The sequence below is a fragment of the Pseudomonas syringae group sp. 26L6 genome (genome assembly GCF_032587815.1).
Taxonomy (GTDB): domain Bacteria; phylum Pseudomonadota; class Gammaproteobacteria; order Pseudomonadales; family Pseudomonadaceae; genus Aquipseudomonas; species Aquipseudomonas amygdali.
Genome location: NZ_JAWHPJ010000054.1, coordinates 170817 through 189300 on the forward strand (window position 1 = coordinate 170817; position 18484 = coordinate 189300).

The following is an 18484-nucleotide window of genomic DNA, read 5'->3' on the forward strand; positions in this document are numbered from 1 at the left end:
GCCTATCCCTGTCGCAACACACAGGCACTCCGAGTCTTGCTCTCAAATTCGAGATAAATCGATGTCGCTGAAGTTGGCCGGTACTCGCCACAAATACCAGGCGGCAATCGTCCTGTAAGGGCCGAACCGTTCGCCAATTCTGGCCATTTCCCTATGACCCGGTTTGAGTTCAAGAGCATACAGCCGTCGATAGCCTTCGCACACGCCATAGTCGCTGGCGGGCATTACGTCCATCTGGCCCAGACCGTAAATGAGCATCATCTCAACCGTCCAGCGACCTACGCCCGGCAACTGGATGAGGCGTTCGACAAGCGCTTCATTGCTCATGGCCAATGCAGCGCTGACATCGGGGACAAGACCATCGACCCGTGCCGCGGCAATGGCTTTGATCGCTCGGCATTTGGACGCCGAGAAACCGCAGGAGCGCAGTGTTTGCTCATCCAGATCGATCAATGCCTGCGCGGCCGGAAAGGTTGCGTCTGGAAACAGGGCGCGCAGCCTCATCACCATAGCGTCACCCGCTTTGGCATGCAGTTGCTGATAGGCGACGGCCTTGATCAGCGCCTGAAATGGATCCTGCGCGGCAGTGACCGGGTGCAGGCAGGGGCCGACGTGATTGATCAGTAATTCCCATCGCCTGTCGATGGCCTTGAGCATTTCGACCGCCTCTGCATGTGCAGCAGCGTTCGCGTCACGTGGCGGTACGCACTCGCTACCAGGTGCGTCTGATTCTGATGACATCGTGTTTTCCCAAATTGAAATAGGCAGGTCAGACCACACAGTGGGCCGCCCCGGTATTTATTACGCTCAAGCCAGCCCAGCTGAACCTGACCTGAACAACCTGCCAAAACCGGGATGCAGATAAAAAACAACTACCCGCAGTCAAGAATGAGTATCATTATGTTACGCAGTGTTTCCGGCTTATAGCTCGCTGAAGCACGTTCAGCCTACAGTTTTGACCCGGTGAGATATGCTCGTTCCGTTTTTGATCATGCTGCGCGAAGGCATCGAAGCCGCGCTGATTGTTGGCATTATCGCCAGTTACCTGAAGCAGACCGGCCGCGGCGAGTGGATGCCTGCGGTGTGGATCGGCGTGTTCCTCGCTGCCGCGCTGTCGCTGTTCGTCGGTGGCGGGCTTGAGTTGATGAGCGCCGAATTCCCGCAGAAGCAACAGGAGTTGTTCGAAGGCATTGTCGGCCTGATCGCCGTGGGTATTTTAAGCTCGATGGTGTTCTGGATGCGCAAGGTCGCCCGCTCGATCAAGCACGCGCTGCATGAGTCTCTGGACGCTGCCCTCACCGGCTCGAAAAACCAGACCTACGCGCTGATCGCCATGGTGTTTTTCGCCGTGGCCCGCGAAGGGCTGGAGACCGTATTCTTTCTGCTCGCCGTGTTCCAGCAGAGCGAAGGCTCGGGCGCACCGCTGGGTGCCCTGCTCGGCCTGTTGCTGGCCGTGGGCTTCGGCGTAGCCATTTACAGCGGCAGCATGCGCCTGAACCTGGGCCTGTTTTTCCGTTGGACCGGGCTGTTTATTCTGGTGGTGGCTGCGGGCATTCTCGCCAACTCCGTTCAGGCTTTGCATGAAGCCGGAGTCTGGAATCATCTGCAGGAAGTGGTCTTCGACATCAGCGCACTGTTGCCGATGGATGGGCCTGCCGGCTCGGTACTGGCTGGCATGTTCGGTTACCAGGACGCTCCGACCGTCAGCACCTTGAGCGTCTACCTGATTTACCTGATCGGGGCGCTGCTGCTGTTCTTCATGCCGCACACCCCGGCGTCCGGTAAGACCGTACAGCCGAAAACATCTTCTGTGACGAACGAATAAGGGCACCCATGTCTATCCGTACCCCAGGGCCTTCCGAGAAAGCCCGGCCGCCCCGTGTCCTGCAATTGGCTGTCGCCGGTTCGGTGATCCTGATGATTGCCGCAGGCGGGCTGTTCTATTACGCCTCGCAGGTCGCCGCAAAAAAGCGCGCGGCCAATGCCGGCACTGAAACCGTGGTCAATATTCACGCCCGCAACTGTGAGCCGAATGTGCTGACGGTGGCGGCGGGCAAGAATGCTTTCCGCATCGTCAACCGCTCGGAACGCGCCGTCGAATGGGAAATTCTCGATGGCGTGCTGGTGGTTGAAGAGCGGGAAAACATTGCGCCGGGGTTGAGCCAGGTGATCAATGCCAACCTGGCACCCGGCGATTACGCGATCACCTGCGGCCTGCTCAGCAACCCGCGCGGCACCTTGCACGTCACCCCGACCGCCGAGTCCGATGCAAAAGCCAAGGCGCACCCGTCGATGACCGCCTTCATCGGCCCTCTTTCCGAATACCGGGTGTACCTGAGCCTGCAAGGTTCGGCGCTGATCAAGGCCGTGACGGCTCTGCAACAAGCCATTGAAGCTGGCGACCTGAGCGCCGCTCAGGCGGCCTACCTGCCCGCCCGCACCGCGTATCAGCGTATTGCTCCGGCTGCTCAGCGCCTCTCGGAACTGGACAATGCCATCAATGCCCGCGCCGATTACTACGAGAAGCGTGAACAGGATCCGGGCTTTACCGGCTTCCACCGCATTGAATACGCATTGTTCGATCAGCACAGCGTCGAGGGCCTGTCGCCCGTCGCGCAGCGCCTGCAAACCGATGTCACTCAGCTCAAACAGCAGTTGATGGCGCAATCGCTGGCCCCCGAACAACTGGCCGCCATCGCCACCCGCACGATGCGCAGCCTGGCTGACGTACGCAGTAACGGCGAAGAGGAACGCTACAGCCACAGCGACCTCAACGGCTTTGCCGCCAACCTGGACGGAACCCGCAAAATCGTCGATCTGCTGCGTCCGTTGTTGACCCGCAGTGCTGCCGATCTGCTGCAGAAGATCGATGCGGCTATGGCTGATCTGGACACCACACTTGATGCGTTGAGCACCACTGAGGGAGGCATGCGCCCCTATGACCAGGTGGACGAGACGCAGCGTCGGCAAATCGCCGCCAAGGCTGGCGCGCTGGCTGACGCACTCAACGGCATCGACGCGGCACTTGGCCTTTCTGACCTCTGATTCACTGGAGCACAGCACACTACCATGAAAAACCCAGACAACAGTCCAGAAGCCACTAACGCCCCCGCTTCAATACAGCGTCGCCGTGTCCTGATGGGTCTCGGTGCTGCCGGTGCCGCGCTGGCTGGCAGCAGCCTGAGCGGCAACGTACTGGCCGCAACGCCGGCGCAAGTCACCGAAGCACCGAACAGTGAAAAGACCCAGGACCACAACGACTTTCATGGCCTGCATCAGACCGGCATCGTCAACCCGCGTCCGGCCGCAGGCATGCTGGTCGCGTTCGACGTGCTGGCTGCCGACCGCGAAGATCTCGAGCGCCTGTTCCGCACGCTCAATGAGCGCATCGCGTTCCTGATGACCGGCGGCCCGGTGCCGGAGATTGATCCGAAACTGCCACCGCCTGATTCCGGCATTCTTGGCCCGGTGGTCACCCCGGACAACCTGACCATTACCGTGTCGGTAGGCGAATCGCTGTTCGATGAGCGCTTTGGCCTGACCCCGGTCAAACCCAAACGCCTGATCCGCATGACCGGCTTCCCCAACGACGCGCTGGATCCGGCCAGTTGCCATGGCGACCTGAGCATCCAGTTCTGCGCCAACACCGCCGACAGCAACATTCACGCCCTGCGCGACATCGTCAAGAACCTGCCTGACCTGCTGCTGGTGCGCTGGAAACAGGAAGGCACCGTGCCGCCCCAGGCACCGAAGAAGCCTGGCCAGCCGCCGGAAAGCGCGCGCAATTTCCTCGGTTTCCGGGATGGCTCGGCAAACCCGGATTCCAACAACCAGAAGACCATGAACGAGCTGGTCTGGGTGCAGCCGGGTAGCGACGAGCCAGCGTGGGCCGCCAACGGCAGCTATCAGGCCGTGCGAATCATCCGTAACTTCGTGGAACGCTGGGACCGCACGCCATTGCAGGAGCAGGAATCGATTTTCGGCCGCAGCAAAAGCACCGGTGCACCTATGGACGGCAAGGTCGAGACCGACGTACCCAACTACGCGGCAGACCCGGAAGGCAAGAAAACCCGACTGGATTCGCACATCCGCCTGGCCAACCCGCGTACCGCCGAAAGCCAGCGCAACCTGATCCTGCGCCGTCCGTTCAATTACTCCAACGGGGTGAACAAGAACGGTCAGCTGGACATGGGCCTGCTGTTCATCTGCTATCAGGCTGACCTGGAAAAAGGCTTCATTACCGTTCAGAGCCGCCTCAACGGCGAGCCGCTGGAGGAATACCTCAAGCCGGTCGGTGGTGGTTATTTCTTCACCCTGCCGGGGGTAACCGGTGACCAGGATTTCATCGGCCGCTCGCTGCTGGCAGCTGCTTCGTCCATTAAAACCGCATGACCTAACCACTCCAGACCCGGAAGACACCCATGAAAAAGACGCCCCTGGCTTTGCTCTTGACCCTTGGCCTGCTCCAGACGCCACTGGCTGCCTTTGCCGCCACCGCGCCGCTGGACCTGGTAGGTCCGGTTTCGGACTACAAGATTTACGTAACCGAAAACATCGAAGAACTGGTCAGCCATACCCAGAAGTTCACCGATGCCGTTAAGAAGGGCGACATCGCGACGGCCAAAAAGCTGTATGCCCCTACCCGCGTGTACTACGAGTCGGTAGAGCCGATTGCCGAACTGTTCAGTGACCTGGACGCGTCCATCGACTCACGCGTCGACGACCACGAACAAGGCGTCACGGCAGAAGACTTCACCGGTTTCCATCGTCTGGAGTACGCGCTGTTCTCGCAGAACACCACCAAGGACCAGGGCCCTATCGCCGACAAACTGATGAGCGACGTCAAGGACCTGGAAAAGCGCGTAGCCGACCTGACCTTCCCGCCTGAAAAAGTCGTCGGTGGCGCAGCCGCCTTGCTGGAAGAAGTTGCGGCGACCAAGATCTCCGGCGAAGAAGACCGTTACAGCCACACCGACCTGTACGACTTCCAGGGCAACATCGACGGCGCGAAGAAAATCGTCGACCTGTTCCGCCCGCAGATCGAGCAGCAGGACAAAGCCTTCTCCAGCAAAGTCGACAAGAACTTCGCCACCGTGGACAAGATTCTGGCCAAGTACAAGACCAAGGACGGTGGCTTTGAAACCTACGACAAGGTGAAAGAGAACGACCGCAAAGCCCTGGTCGGCCCGGTCAACACCCTGGCCGAAGACCTCTCGACCCTGCGCGGCAAACTGGGCCTGAACTGACCTGAAACGCCGCGCCTGTTCGAGGTGCGGCTTTTTGCCGTACCAGCGGTTACTGCACTTGAAAGCGCTTTTTAACTCGATGGCACTGACGACGCAGAGTGCGACGTTAGTGACGGCTGAGTCCTGGCGCTGATCCGGGGGTAGCCTGGCAGGACGCCAGGCTAGCCGCACCGGGCCATGGATGGCCCGTTGCGGCGACCCCCGGATCAGTGCCAGGACGAAGGAACCCGACGAAGTCGGGCCGGAAACAGGAGCGAAAGGCTTTGGTTACTTTGGCCTCATCAAAGTAACTCGCCGAGGGGCGAAAAGGTGACTTGAGTCGAGCCTACATCCACCTGACACCACAGAACCGCTGTGTGACGCAGAGCGTCACGAACGGCATTCCCACGCGGAGCGTGAGGAACGATAGTCAAAATCGCATTAACTACCACCGAAATGCTTTTCAACCACGATGGCGCTGACGACGCAGAGTGCGACCTTAGTGCCAGGACGAAGGAACCCGACGAAGTCGGGCCGGAAACAGGAGCGAAAGGCTTTGGTTACTTTGGCCTCATCAAAGTAACTCGCCGAGGGGCGAAAAGGTGACTTGAGTCGAGCCTACATCCACCTGGCACCACAGAACCGCTGTGTGACGCAGAGCGTCACGAACGGCATTCCCACGCGGAGCGTGAGGAACGATAGTCTCACTACCGCCATCGTGCGACGCTCTGCGTCGAATGCCCTTCTGGACGCTCTGCGTCCGCGCCTAGATCCCGCTGAACCAGTTGTAGCCCTGATCCTCCCAATACCCGCCAGGATTCTCGTTGCTGACGAAGATCTCGACGATGTGCTTGGGGTTCTTGAAGCCCAGCTTGGTCGGCACTCGCACCCGCAGCGGGTAACCGTAATCCGGTGGCAGGGCGACTTCACCGAAGTCCAGCGCCAGCAATGTCTGCGGATGCAGCGCAGTAGGCATATCCAGGCTTGAATAATAGCGATCGGCGCACTTGAAGCCGACGAAACGTGCCGTGGTATCGGCGCCGATGTACTCCAGAAACGTCTTCAGCGGCACACCGCCCCATTGCCCTATCGCGCTCCAGCCTTCAATGCAGATCAACCGCGTGATGTCGGTGCGTTGCGGCAACTTGCGCAGTGCATCCAGCGTCCACGGCTGCTTGTCACGCACCAGCCCGGACACTGCCAGCCGATAGTCGGAAAGCTCCACCTCCGGCACGTTGTATTCGGGGTAGAACGCATTGAACGGGAACGGGTTGGTCAGCTGCGCCTTGCTGTAGGTCGGGGCCAGTTTCTGGCCGTTGAACAGCCAGGCCTGAACCCGGTCATTCCAGCGCGACATGGCCCACAGCACTTTGTCGACCTGATCGCCATCCTGCAGGTTGCAGCCGGTGAGCATCGACATCGCCCCCACTGTCAGCCCGGCGCGTAGAAACGAGCGGCGCTGAATATCGACCAGTTGGCTCTGCTGCGCAGGCTCCAGACGAATGCGCTGGGTGATGCGTTTACGAGGTTCGTTCATGGTTGCACAGTTCCGTCTTCGTTCGGCTGGCGGCCGCCGGTAATCATGGGTAACAAGGTACTGGGCACCAGCACGACCAGCACCAGATGAACAACAACAAACGCGCCGATGGCCGTCATCGCGCCAAAATGCACCCAGCGGGCAAAATCGAACCCGCCCAGCAGGGCAACCAGGCCCTGAAACTGCACCGGTTTCCAGATAGCCAGCCCGGACACCACCACCAGCACGCCCATGATCAACACCAGCCAGTACATCAGCCGTTGCACCGCGTTGTAACGGCCTTTGACGTGGGCCAGGCGAAAATGCAGCGCATCACTCATGTCACGCTTCACTTCAGACGGTCGAACAGGTAGCAGATCGCGTTTGAAGTGGCGGCTGAATACGCCATACAGCACATACAGCAGGCCGTTGATCACCAACAGCCACATCACCGCGAAGTGCCAGGCGATCGAGCCGCCCAGCCAGCCGCCGAGTGTCAGGAATTTGGGAAAGGTGAATGGCATCAGTGGCGACGCGTTATAAATAGCCCAACCGCTCATGAACATGCAGACCATGCCCACGGCATTGACCCAATGCGTCAGGCGCACCGGCCACGGGTGAATAGGGCGGGTTTTCATGCGCAGATCCCTCTAGATCAGGTGTAACCGAGGCTGTCAGCAGCAGCCTGCCACTGACAGCCTCGGCTGCGATTACATCGGCGGGGTAAAACCGTCCTTGCCGACTGCGACACCACGTGCCGACTTGCCGTCGTCAGCCGGGAACACCACGACCTTGGCGCCTTTGGTCAACTGGTCGACCTTGCCCGGTTCAACGTAGGCGATAGGCACATCCTGTGGCACCACCAGCTTCTTCTCGCCACCCTCATACTTGACGGTCAGCGTGCGACCATCAGCCCCGGCCAGCGTGCCGACGGTGCCATTGGTCATGGTGCCCGTGCTGCCATCCGCGTTTTCCCAACCATAATGGCCTTCGCCGCTGCCTTTAAGGCTCGCTTCAAACACGGTCACTTCCAGCGCTTTCAACGTGCCATCAGCCTGGGGAATGGCAGCCGAACCCACGAAGCTGTCACCTTTGATCTGCTTGAAATCGGCTTCGGATACAAGACGAATACCGGTCTTTTCAGTCAGTTTGATGCTCTGGTGCTGGCCCGCACGGGTGGTAAAGTCAAGTGTGTCGGCGCTTACGCTGTCGACGGTCCCGCGCATGGGTTTGACCACTTTCATGTCAGCAGCCTGAGTCATGACAGCAGCGCTGAGCAACAGCAGGCCGAACGTTGTAGAGAGTGCAGTCTTCATCGGTACTTCCTTGGCAGTTGATATCTGAAACCCATCCTTGCACCGCTACCGGCACCGCAGAATGACCGGGCAATGACATTTTTGTCATTCGCCGGACACCTTGTCGGCAACTGGTTAGACTTTGGCATCGGCGCACCGTGGGTGCCTGCAAAAGCGTAGCGGACAAAACGATGCATATCCTGCTGATTGAAGACGACACCAAAACCGGTGAATACCTGAAGAAGGGCCTGGGTGAATCCGGCTACAAGGTCGACTGGACCCAGCACGGTGCCGACGGCCTGCACCTGGCACTGGAAAACCGCTACGACCTGATCGTGCTGGACGTGATGCTGCCAGGCATCGACGGCTGGCAAATCATCGAAGTACTGCGCGCCCGGCAGGACGTGCCGGTGCTGTTTCTCACCGCGCGCGACCAGTTGCAGGACCGGATTCGCGGCCTGGAACTGGGCGCCGACGATTATCTGGTCAAGCCATTTTCCTTCACTGAACTGCTGCTGCGCATCCGCACCATCCTGCGCCGGGGCGTGGTGCGCGAGGCAGACCATTTTCATCTGGCCGACCTTGAACTGGACCTGCTGCGCCGCCGCGTGACGCGTCAGCAGCAGGTCATCGTGCTGACCAACAAAGAGTTTGCCCTGCTACACCTGTTATTGCGCCGCGAAGGCGACGTGCTGTCACGGGCACAGATTGCCTCGGAAGTCTGGGACATGAATTTCGACAGTGACACCAATGTTGTGGACGTCGCCATCAAGCGCCTGCGCAGCAAGGTCGACCTGCCCTACCCGGTCAAGCTCATCCACACCGTACGCGGTATCGGTTATGTGTGTGAGGTGCGGTCATGCGACGCCAGCCTTCCCTGACCCTGCGTTCTACCCTCGCCTTCGCGCTGGTGGCCATGCTTACGGTCAGCGGCGCGGGGCTTTATCTGTACCAGTCCATAGAAGAAACGGTCATGCAACGCAGCGACCACGCGGTACTGGCGCGGCTCGATCATTTCCGCAAGCTGTTGCGCTATGACCTGACGATGGACAACCTCAAAGGCAGCCCGCAACTGTTCGAGAACATGCTCGACAGCGAGGAAGATATTTTCATCATCGGCGAACCGGGCAAGCCACCGGTGATATCGGTCAACCCGCAACGCGCGCCACTGCCAGAGCTACCGACCGTGGCGCAGGATCAGCCTTTACGGGTCGATGACCTGCGCAGCGGCCTGAGCCTGCAAGGCGTGCCGTTGCGTGCCGCGGCGGTGCAAGTAATGTCCAATGGCGTTGCAGTGCGCTTGCAGGCCGCGCACCTGATGGTCAAGGAGATGGCCATGCTCGCCAGCTTCCGGCAGAGCATTTATATCGCCGTTGCGCTGGCGTTCCTGATTACCGCCGTGCTGGGTTACGTATTGCTGCGACGCGGCTTGCGCCCACTGCGCAGAATGGCCGCCCACGCTGCCGCAATAACCCCGGCCAGCCTGCACAAACGGCTCGACAGCCACGACACGCCTGTCGAGCTGCAACAATTGAGCGATGCCTTCAATGCCATGCTTGACCGTCTGGACGATGGCTATCGACGCCTGATGCAGTTCTCCGCCGATCTGGCCCACGAGATTCGTACGCCGGTCGGTTCGCTGATGGGCCACTGCCAGGTTGCCTTGCGCCAGAACCGTAGCGCCGACGAATATCAGGTCCTGCTGGCTTCCAATCTGGAAGAGCTGGAACGTATCTCAAGGCTGGTGGAAAGCATCCTGTTTCTGGCTCGAGCGGACGAAGCCCAGGCTGCGCTGGAACGCCAGCCGCTGGACCTGCACGATGAATTGCAACGCGTGGCTGGTTATTTCGAAGGGCTGGCTGAAGAGCGTAATCTTCGGCTGAGCCACAGCGGACAAGGCACGTTGCTGGCCGACCCGATCCTGCTGCGCCGTGCACTGAGCAATCTGGTCGCCAACGCAATTCGCTATGCGAATGAAAACAGCGAAATCCTGATTCGTGTTGCGGCAGTTGATCGTCAGTGGCGAATCGAGGTAGAAAATCAGGGCCCGGTATTACCCCAAGCCACGCTCGCGCGACTGTTCGACCGCTTCTATCGGGGTGACGCCTCGCGCCATGAGCGCTCGGACTCCAACGGCCTGGGGCTGGCCATTGTTACAGCAATCATGCACCTGCATGGCGGGCGGGTCGAAGTGGCTCAACCCGCCGCCGGCAGAATCTGCTTCAGTCTGATATTTCCAGCGGTCTGAATCTTCCAGACCGTAACGATCAATTCTTTTTCTCGTGGGCAATGGCCAGCTTGTAGAAAGTGGCCGAACCGCCTTCAGTGGTGTAACCGGTATTGTCCTGGGTATAGACCCCTGCCTTGAAGTAGAACAGTTTACTGGCCCAGGCTGAATCCAGCTTGGCGTACCAGACTGCGTCGAAGGCATTGACCGTCAGGTCGCCGCTGGGCGACAGGTTGATGGTGTAGTTGAACTGCTTGTTGAGCGGCACGCCCTGCGCAATGGTAATGACCTCGATTTCCGAGTCTGGCGTACGACGAAACTTGGCGACGATATTGCCGGTCTGCAGCTTCTCCTTGTACTGGTACTCCACCTTCAGCAGCGGCTCGGTGCTCTGGTAGCAGTGAATCTGACCGATCACGATTTTGCCCGTGGAAGGCACTTGATCGACCTCCAGCGTCGCGCGCAGAAAATTGTCAGCGCTTGAGTAGGCCCAGTTGAAGACCCTGCCATCGGACGTCGTCTCGCGTAATTCGGAGCGCGGGTACTTGGCGTTCTCTGTGGTGGAACCGGTCACCGGTGCCCAGAAAAACAGCGTATCCCCGGATTGAAAATAGCCATCCCGATAACCCTTAACCAACTTGGGGGTTTCAATGATGGTAGCGGGACTTCCGACAGGGACGGAAAGATTCCAGGTGGCAAGGTCGATCATGGAGTAGCTCGCAAGGTACGCATTGCGCACCGACAGAATGGCTCTGGAACGGGCGTGCTGGCCCGTTGTGGTCAACCAGACTATCGGCTCAATCGTTTATTTTTTAAACAGCAACGACAACGCAATGACGCCAATAAACCGCCACAAAAAGACCGATGCCACTACTTTGATGTCAGATCACGACACAAGGCAGATTGCCATCCATTTGCTGCAGACGGCGATTCATCAGGACCCTTCTATCGGGTGCCGCGCCATTTTTTTGAATGAGGCTGAGTAAAAGCTCGGCATTTTTGGGCTTATTACCGACGAACGGTAGCAATTATTTTTTGAAATAATGAACTTTCCCCGCTAAAAGCGGACGCAAACAGCCGTTCATCGCCTCTACGCTCCCTCAAAAAACCCTTTCGGGCGTCCCTGCGACCCAAAAAGCACCACTGGGCAGTTACGGGTTGACTGCAAGAACTTGTTACGAGATATTAGTTAGCATCCTACTAATATCCTCCCTAACAATATTGTTCCTAACTAAATTGTTCACGACTCAGCCCCCGGTGATTCATGCTTGTCGACCCACTGCATCGCGCTGTCAGTAGCGGCCTGGTAGCCGCCTCTCGCCAATGGCGACGCATTTGCCAGAACACACTGGTCACCTATGAAATTTCTGAAGCATGTGCCGGGCCACTGCTGGCCATTGCGCGCCTGGGTGACGGCGTGCATCAGGTAAAAGTCGCGCAGGCGGCCGGCATGGAAAGCCCGACATTGGTGCGCCTGCTCGACCAGCTGTGCAAGGCCGGCATCGTCTGCCGCAGCGAAGACCCCAATGATCGCCGCGCCAAGGCCCTCAGCCTTACGGACAAGGGTCGTGCGCTGGCAGGCTCGATAGAACAGGAGCTGACGCGTCTGCGGGCGGATGTGCTTCAGGGCCTTCAACCTGCCGATCTCGAAGCCACCTTGCGGGTATTTCAGGCCTTCGCCGAGGCTGCACAAGGTGAGCACGGGGGGCAGGTTTGAACGGATTTTTCTCCAGCGTCCCACCGGCACGCGACTGGTTCTACGGCGTGCGTACCTTCGGCGCGTCGATGCTGGCGCTGTACATCGCGCTGTTGATGGAAATGCCTCGCCCCTATTGGGCCATGGCCACGGTGTACATTGTCTCCAGCCCCTTTGTCGGCCCGACCAGCTCCAAAGCCCTGTACAGAGCCGCCGGCACCCTGGCCGGTGCAGCGGCGTCGGTGCTGCTGGTACCGATGTTCGTACAGACGCCCTTGCTACTGGCCATCGTGGTCGGACTGTGGACCGGCACCCTGTTGTTCCTTTCCCTGCACTTGCGCACGGCCAACAGCTACGCACTGATGCTGGCGGGTTACACCATGCCGCTGATTTCCCTGCCGGTGGTCGACAACCCGCAGGCCGTGTTCGACATCGCCGTGTCGCGTACCGAAGAAATTTTCCTCGGCATCATCTGCGCCGCCGTCGTGGGTGCAATGTTCTGGCCCAGACGTCTGGCACCGGTATTTCAGGCCACCACGGAAAAATGGTTCAGTGACGCCTCGACCTACAGCCAGCGCTTTATCAGCCGCACCTGTCAGCCCGAGGAAATCGGCGCACTGCGCAATTCGATGGTTGGCAGCTTCAACTCTCTGGAAATGATGATCGGCCAGTTGAGCCACGAGGGCGCACGCAAGCAAACCGTACGCAACGCCAATGAGCTGCGCGGCCGGATGATCCATCTATTGCCGGTCATCGATGCACTGGATGACGCATTATGGGCGCTGGAGCGACGCACGCCTGAGCTGTTGGCCAGCCTGAAACCCGTGCTGCAAAAGGCTTGCGACTGGCTTGAAAGCACTGCCGACGGCCCGCAACGGGAGCAATGGCAACAGTTGCATGATGAGCTGGAACGCCTTCAGCCGAACTCTACGCAACTGGACGACCGCGATCAGCTGCTGCTCTCCAACACGCTTTTCAGGCTCGGCGAGTGGATTGACCTGTGGCTGGATTGCCGGACCCTGCAATATGCGATCAAGACAGACGATCAATCGCCATGGAGAGCGGTCTATCGCCACTGGCGTCTGGGTCGGTTGACGCCGTTTCTGGACCGCGGCCTGATGCTCTATTCAGTGACCTCGACGGTGCTGGCGATCATCGCTGCATCGGTGTTGTGGATTCTGCTGGGCTGGAAAGACGGCGCCAGTGCCGTGGCGCTGGCAGCGGTGTCGTGCAGCTTCTTTGCAGCCATGGACGACCCTGCCCCGCAAATCTACCGGTTCTTTTTCTGGACTCTGCTTTCGGTGGTATTTGCCAGCCTGTACCTGTTCGTGGTGCTGCCTAACCTGCACGACTTTCCGATGCTGGTGCTGGCCTTTGCGGTGCCCTTCATCTGCGTCGGCACCCTGACTGTGCAACCGCGCTTCTTTCTCGGCACGCTGCTGACCATCGTCAACACCTCGTCGTTCATCAGCATTCAGAGCGCCTACGACGCGGACTTCATGAACTTTCTCAACTCCAACCTGGCCGGACCTGCCGGGCTGTTGTTCGCCTTTATCTGGACGCTGGTGTTCCGCCCGTTCGGGGTTGAACTGGCGGTCAAGCGTCTGACCCGTTTCAGCTGGCGTGACATCGCCAGCCTCAGTGAAGACGCGTCTCTGGCCGAACACCGGCGCATGGGCGTGCAAATGCTCGACCGCCTGATGCAGCAACTGCCGCGTTTGACGCTCACCGCGCAAGACACCGGGATTGCCCTGCGTGAACTGCGGGTCGCGCTGAACATGCTCGACCTGCTGGCCTACACCCGACGCGCCACGCCTGCGGCCCAGGTGCTGTTGCGTCAGGTGATCGATGAAGTCAGCGGCTATTTCAAACACTGTCGCAAGGCCGGTGAAAGGCTGCCCGCGCCCCGCGGCCTGCTGATGGCCATGGACCGCGCACGCCGTTCGTTGACGGCTCAGGAGATGGGCGACAACCCGGCCCGGTTGCATCTGTTGCACGCCCTCAGCGGCCTGCGTCTGGCCTTGTTGCCGGGGGTCGAGATTGTCACCGTGGGCGGCGAACTGACCGAGCAACTGCCGCATAACATCGACGGAGCGCCCCTGTGATCGGTGATCTGGATATCAGCGGGATCTTCATCCCCACGTTCCTGGCGATGATGGGCATCGCCTATCTGCTGTTTCTCGCCGTGCACGCGCTGCTGTCGCGTGCCCACTTCTACCGTCTGGTCTGGCACCGGGCTTTGTTCAACGTAGGTCTATACGCTTTGTTGCTCGGCGCCGTGGATACTCTAAGTCGATACCTGATGACATGAAAAAACCGATACTGACACTGGGCCGCGTGGTCCTGACCCTGCTGGTTGTCACTCTGGCCGCCGTCGTTGTGTGGCGCATGGTGATGTATTACATGTACGCGCCGTGGACCCGCGACGGGCATATTCGCGCCGATATCGTGCAGATCGCGCCGGACGTGTCCGGGCTGATCCAGAAGGTCGAAGTCACCGACAATCAGCCCGTGCACAAGGGCCAGGTGCTGTTCACCATCGATCAGGACCGCTTCCGCCTGGCCTTGCGTCAGGCGCAGGCGACAGTCGCCGAGCGCCAGGAAACCTGGGAGCAGGCACGCCGCGAGAACAAGCGTAACCGTGGCCTGGGCAACCTGGTGGCGCGTGAGCAACTGGAAGAAAGCCAGTCCCGCGAAGCGCGTGCCCTTTCTGCGCTCGGTGAATCAAAGGTCGCAGTGGATGCCGCGCAGCTGAATCTGGACCGTTCGGTGATCCGCAGCCCGGTGGACGGCTACCTTAACGACCGCGCGCCCCGCGACCATGAATTTGTCACCGCCGGGCGCCCGGTGTTATCGGTGGTCGATGCCGCATCGTTCCATATCGACGGCTATTTCGAAGAAACCAAACTGGACGGCATTCATGTCGGCCAGGGTGTCGACATTCGTGTCATCGGTGACAACGCACGGCTGACCGGCCATGTGGTGAGCATCGTTGCCGGCATCGAAGACCGCGACCGCAGCAGTGGCTCGAACCTGCTGCCCAACGTCAACCCGGCCTTCAGTTGGGTGCGTCTGGCACAGCGCATTCCGGTACGCATTGCCTTCGATGACGTACCTGCCGACTTCCGTATGATCGCCGGGCGTACTGCAACGGTGTCAATCATCGACGATACGCAGGAGGGCACACGATGAAACGTGCCTTACGCGTGGCCGCACTCGGTTTTACTGCCGTGTTGTCGGCCTGTCAGGTAGTCGGGCCGGATTACCAACTGCCCAAGGATGGCGCGATCAATCGTCCGGATTTACAGGGCGAACTGGCCGGGCGCTCGGTCAATACGGTATCGGCCCCGGTGCCTGCGCACTGGTGGCGGCTGTATCAGGATGCGCGTCTGGATGAACTGGTGCGCCAGGCCATTGCCTCTAATACCGACCTGCGCATCGCCGCCGCCAACCTGCAGCGCGCCCGCTACCAGACCTCGGAGGCCGAGGCGGCGGGCGGATTTACCAACGGCGCGAAAATCGGCGCACAGCGCGTGCAGGAATCAGGCGAAGCGTTTCTGCTGACCGACAAGGTGCCGGTCGCCAACGTCGGGGATGTGGGTCTGACTACGTCGTATCAGTTCGATCTGTTCGGCACCTTGCAGCGCGGCATCGAAGCAGCGCAGGCCAATGTCGATGCCAATCAGGCGGCGGTGGATACGGCACGTGTCACCGTAGTCGCCGATGTGGTGCGCGCCTACACGCAGATTTGCGCTGCCAACGAAGAACTCGACATCGCCCGCGAATCGCTGGACCTGCAGCAACAGAGCGTAACCCTCAACCAGCGTCTTCGCGATGCCGGGCGAGGCGATGAAACCCAGGTCACTCGCTCGCAGACGCAGTTCAAGTCACTGCGAGCCGAAATGCCCCGTTACGAAGCGCGGCGTCAGGCGGCGATGCTCCGCCTGTCGATGCTGCTGGCCAAACCTGTAGAGCAACTGCCCGCCGGGGTCAGCAGCTGCAATGCGCTGCCGCACATTGCGCAGGTCATGCCGGTAGGCGACGGCGCAACACTGCTCAAACGCCGCCCGGATGTGCGTCAGGCTGAACGTCATCTGGCAATGTCGACTGCGCAGATCGGTGTTGCCACCGGCGAGTTGTATCCGGACATCAGCATCGGCGCGAGCATCGGCACTACCGGCCTGATCGAGAACCTCGGCAAACCGGCCGCCAACCGCTGGGGCTTCGGGCCGCTGCTGAACTGGACCATCCCGTCCAACGGCTCACGCGCACGCATCCATCAGGCCGAAGCTTCGGCCCAGGCTGCTCTGGCGCGCTTTGACGGTGTAGTGCTCAACGCCATCCGTGAAACCCAGACCGGTCTGGCGCAATACACCGCCCTGCTCGACCGTCGCGATGCTCTCAAGGAAGCCGAACAATCGGCCAAGGAAGCGGCTGACCAGACCCACCGTTTCTATCAGGCCGGACGCGCCTCGTTCCTCGCTGACCTGCAAGCCACACGCACTTACACCGACGTGCGCGCACAAATGGCCGAAGCCAACACCCAGGTGGCCATGGGACAGATCAACCTGTTTCTGGCGCTCGGCGGCGGCTGGGAGAAGGATGACGTGGCGCAGAAGTAGGAAAGGCGCTCGCCTCGCCATCAGGCCTCGTTCGGATTGATCAGTGCCCTCAGGACATGGTCTTCCCAAACTCCGGCAATTTTCAGGTAGGCGCGCGCGTACCCTTCCTTTTCGAAGCCGAGTGATTGCAGAAGTCGCTCGCTGCGTACATTGGCTGGCATGTGGCTGGCCATGATTCGATGCAGCCACATCTGTTCGAAACAATAGCGATTGCTCACCTCAAGCGCCCTTTGCATCAAGCCACGCCCCTGAGCAGTCTCTGCCAGCGAGAAGCCGAGGTTGCAGGCCTGAAAAACGCCCCTCACGATATTCGTGTAACTGCACCGCCCCAGCAATTCGCCGCCGTCTGAGTCGATGACGAGGAAGAAAACCGCGCTGCCGGACTGCATGCTTTCCCACTGCTGCTGAACCCTGGATCTGGCGTTTTCGAGAATGAAATAGTCATCGTCCCTGAACGGTTCCCAAGGCTGCAGATGCTTGCGATTGGCCTTTTCGTAACGGTTGATCAACTCGCAATCATCAAACGCCAATACTCTGATCGAAAAGCCCTCACCTGAATACTGCATGCATCCTCCCGCGTCAGCCATTGCCGACGCTCACCACCTGGCTTGTTATAAGCAGCCCTGATGATTCCAGCACTGGACGCTCTGCGCCACAAGAGGACGCGGAGCGTCCAAAACGGTATGCGACGCAGAGCGTCGCACGATAATTGAGGCTGTCGTTCCTTACGCTCCAGCGCCGATCTGTCTACGTAGGTCTTACAAGAACCCGAAAAGCGGGGGCTGCCGCCTGTCGAACTGTGAATAAAGACTTCTGTGGGAGTGAGCTTACTCACGAAGACGTTGCTCCAAACACCCTGTTTACGCGGGCTATAACGACCTCTTCGCGAGCAGGCGAAGCGTCGCACGACTCGCTCCCGCAGGTGTTGTGTGCTTGCACTCACCTGCCCAATGCTCCTAGGCTCTGCCGATCTTTGCTTCGGGAAGCACCATGGACACCTCTCTCAGCCGCCGCGAGCGGTTGCATATCGTTATTTTCGAGGCGAATACGCCTGCCGGCAGAACGTTTGACAAGATTGTGCTGGTCGCGATTCTGCTCAGCCTGCTGGTCACGGTCATCGACAGCATCGAGAGTATTCATCGCGATTACGCAATGCTGTTCGCCTGGATCGAATGGGGCTTTACGCTGCTGTTCGCGATCGAATACATCCTGCGCCTGTACTGCTCGCCCCGACCGCTGAAGTACGCGTTCAGTTTCTACGGGCTGGTCGACCTGCTGGCCATTGTGCCGGGGGTTCTGTCGATCTATTACAGCGACGCGCAATACCTGCTGATCGTGCGGATCATCCGTATGCTACGGATTTTCCGGGTGCTCAAGCTCGGCACTTATCTGCGCCAGGCCAACTATTTGCTGGCTGCGCTGCGCGGCAGCAAGCAGAAGATCATCGTGTTTCTGGTCACCGTTTCCACTCTGGTCACGGTGTTCGGTACGCTGATGTACGTGATCGAAGGCCCGGAGCACGGCTTCACCAGCATCCCCAAAGGCATTTACTGGGCTATCGTGACCCTGACCACTGTGGGCTTTGGCGATATCGTGCCGAAGACACCGGTCGGGCAGATGCTCTCGTCGCTGGTGATGATCATCGGCTACTCGATCATCGCCGTGCCCACCGGTATATTCACCGCCGAACTGGCCAATGCCATGCGCGGCGAACAGCTGAAACACGATTGCCCGGTGTGCTCGAAGAATTTCCACGAGCACGGCGCGGCGTTCTGTTCGCGCTGCGGTAATCAATTGTTTGCAAAAGTAGAGCACAAGGCATAAGCAAAGACCTTTTCAGTCTTTAAACAGCAGGCGCGATACTGATAGTGTCGCGGCATTACGCCATCAGGCTTTACACACG

General features: G+C 59.6%; 19 protein-coding genes. 13 read left to right on the forward strand and 6 right to left on the reverse strand.

Annotation, left to right across the window (positions count from 1 at the left end; all coding sequences use genetic code 11):
* Positions 1-42: 42 nt before the first annotated feature.
* Positions 43-657 (reverse strand): DNA-3-methyladenine glycosylase family protein, encoded by a 615-nt coding sequence (locus RYA97_RS23610; RefSeq protein ID WP_004657053.1) that lies wholly within the window; start codon positions 655-657, stop codon positions 43-45.
* Positions 658-970: 313 nt separating this feature from the next.
* On the opposite strand from RYA97_RS23610, the gene efeU reads away from it, so the two are divergent.
* Genes efeU through efeO (RYA97_RS23630) form a run of 4 tightly spaced genes read left to right on the forward strand, consistent with a single transcriptional unit; the run spans position 971 to position 5246 of the window.
* Positions 971-1825: an iron uptake transporter permease EfeU gene (gene efeU / locus RYA97_RS23615; RefSeq protein WP_005780544.1), complete on the forward strand. Its 855-nt coding sequence runs from the start codon at positions 971-973 to the stop codon at positions 1823-1825.
* 8 nt (positions 1826-1833) lie between these two features.
* Positions 1834-3045 (forward strand): iron uptake system protein EfeO, encoded by a 1212-nt coding sequence (gene efeO / locus RYA97_RS23620; RefSeq protein ID WP_005780542.1) that lies wholly within the window; start codon positions 1834-1836, stop codon positions 3043-3045.
* Positions 3046-3069: 24 nt separating this feature from the next.
* Positions 3070-4392: an iron uptake transporter deferrochelatase/peroxidase subunit gene (gene efeB / locus RYA97_RS23625; protein WP_005780540.1), complete on the forward strand. Its 1323-nt coding sequence runs from the start codon at positions 3070-3072 to the stop codon at positions 4390-4392.
* Between the two features lie 29 nt (positions 4393-4421).
* Positions 4422-5246 carry an iron uptake system protein EfeO gene (gene efeO, locus RYA97_RS23630; RefSeq protein ID WP_005733750.1) on the forward strand — a complete coding sequence of 275 codons (825 nt, stop codon included), beginning with the start codon at positions 4422-4424 and terminating at the stop codon, positions 5244-5246.
* Between the two features lie 745 nt (positions 5247-5991).
* Here the strand turns inward: efeO (RYA97_RS23630) and RYA97_RS23635 are convergent.
* From RYA97_RS23635 to RYA97_RS23645, 3 genes are all read right to left on the reverse strand, one after another.
* The gene (locus RYA97_RS23635; RefSeq protein ID WP_002554189.1) at positions 5992-6762 is read right to left on the reverse strand and encodes a molybdopterin-dependent oxidoreductase; all 771 of its coding nucleotides are present in this window, start codon (positions 6760-6762) and stop codon (positions 5992-5994) included.
* Positions 6759-7379: a cytochrome b/b6 domain-containing protein gene (locus RYA97_RS23640; RefSeq protein WP_005780536.1), complete on the reverse strand. Its 621-nt coding sequence runs from the start codon at positions 7377-7379 to the stop codon at positions 6759-6761. Before RYA97_RS23640 ends, RYA97_RS23635 begins: the two co-directional genes overlap by 4 nt.
* A gap of 72 nt (positions 7380-7451) precedes the next feature.
* Positions 7452-8057: a hypothetical protein gene (locus RYA97_RS23645; RefSeq protein ID WP_004657065.1), complete on the reverse strand. Its 606-nt coding sequence runs from the start codon at positions 8055-8057 to the stop codon at positions 7452-7454.
* A gap of 170 nt (positions 8058-8227) precedes the next feature.
* Between RYA97_RS23645 and RYA97_RS23650 the strand changes: the two genes are divergently transcribed.
* Complete coding sequence (locus tag RYA97_RS23650) at positions 8228-8917, forward strand: heavy metal response regulator transcription factor (RefSeq protein WP_005780534.1); 690 nt, start codon at positions 8228-8230, stop codon at positions 8915-8917.
* Positions 8896-10284 (forward strand): heavy metal sensor histidine kinase, encoded by a 1389-nt coding sequence (locus RYA97_RS23655; RefSeq protein ID WP_054072754.1) that lies wholly within the window; start codon positions 8896-8898, stop codon positions 10282-10284. Before RYA97_RS23650 ends, RYA97_RS23655 begins: the two co-directional genes overlap by 22 nt.
* 19 nt (positions 10285-10303) lie before the next feature.
* On the opposite strand, the gene RYA97_RS23660 is transcribed toward RYA97_RS23655, so the two are convergent.
* Positions 10304-10972: a polysaccharide lyase family 7 protein gene (locus RYA97_RS23660; RefSeq protein WP_005733740.1), complete on the reverse strand. Its 669-nt coding sequence runs from the start codon at positions 10970-10972 to the stop codon at positions 10304-10306.
* A 37-nt stretch (positions 10973-11009) separates the two neighbouring features.
* Here RYA97_RS23660 and RYA97_RS23665 point away from each other — a divergent pair, with 37 nt between their 5' ends.
* The 6 genes from RYA97_RS23665 (at position 11010) to RYA97_RS23690 (ending at position 16581) form a co-directional block, all read left to right on the forward strand.
* On the forward strand, positions 11010-11249 hold the full coding sequence (locus tag RYA97_RS23665) for a hypothetical protein (RefSeq protein WP_010198023.1): 240 nt from the start codon (positions 11010-11012) through the stop codon (positions 11247-11249).
* Positions 11250-11527: 278 nt separating this feature from the next.
* Positions 11528-11980 carry a MarR family winged helix-turn-helix transcriptional regulator gene (locus tag RYA97_RS23670; RefSeq protein WP_002554194.1) on the forward strand — a complete coding sequence of 151 codons (453 nt, stop codon included), beginning with the start codon at positions 11528-11530 and terminating at the stop codon, positions 11978-11980.
* Positions 11977-14064 (forward strand): FUSC family protein, encoded by a 2088-nt coding sequence (locus RYA97_RS23675; RefSeq protein ID WP_005780529.1) that lies wholly within the window; start codon positions 11977-11979, stop codon positions 14062-14064. The genes RYA97_RS23670 and RYA97_RS23675 overlap by 4 nt, the downstream gene beginning before the upstream one ends.
* The gene (locus RYA97_RS23680) at positions 14061-14270 is read left to right on the forward strand and encodes a DUF1656 domain-containing protein (protein WP_005744635.1); all 210 of its coding nucleotides are present in this window, start codon (positions 14061-14063) and stop codon (positions 14268-14270) included. Before RYA97_RS23675 ends, RYA97_RS23680 begins: the two co-directional genes overlap by 4 nt.
* Entirely contained in the window at positions 14267-15151 is an 885-nt protein-coding gene (locus RYA97_RS23685; RefSeq protein ID WP_005733732.1) for an HlyD family secretion protein, read from the forward strand. Before RYA97_RS23680 ends, RYA97_RS23685 begins: the two co-directional genes overlap by 4 nt.
* Positions 15148-16581, forward strand: coding sequence for an efflux transporter outer membrane subunit (locus RYA97_RS23690; protein WP_117139566.1), 1434 nt, complete (start codon positions 15148-15150; stop codon positions 16579-16581). The genes RYA97_RS23685 and RYA97_RS23690 overlap by 4 nt, the downstream gene beginning before the upstream one ends.
* Before the next feature lie 20 nt (positions 16582-16601).
* Here RYA97_RS23690 and RYA97_RS23695 read toward each other — a convergent pair whose 3' ends face one another.
* The gene (locus tag RYA97_RS23695; protein ID WP_005780525.1) at positions 16602-17147 is read right to left on the reverse strand and encodes a GNAT family N-acetyltransferase; all 546 of its coding nucleotides are present in this window, start codon (positions 17145-17147) and stop codon (positions 16602-16604) included.
* A gap of 424 nt (positions 17148-17571) precedes the next feature.
* Here RYA97_RS23695 and RYA97_RS23700 point away from each other — a divergent pair, with 424 nt between their 5' ends.
* A complete protein-coding gene (locus tag RYA97_RS23700; RefSeq protein ID WP_005780523.1) occupies positions 17572-18405 on the forward strand; it encodes an ion transporter in 834 nt (277 codons plus the stop codon).
* The last annotated feature ends 79 nt before the right edge of the window (positions 18406-18484 follow it).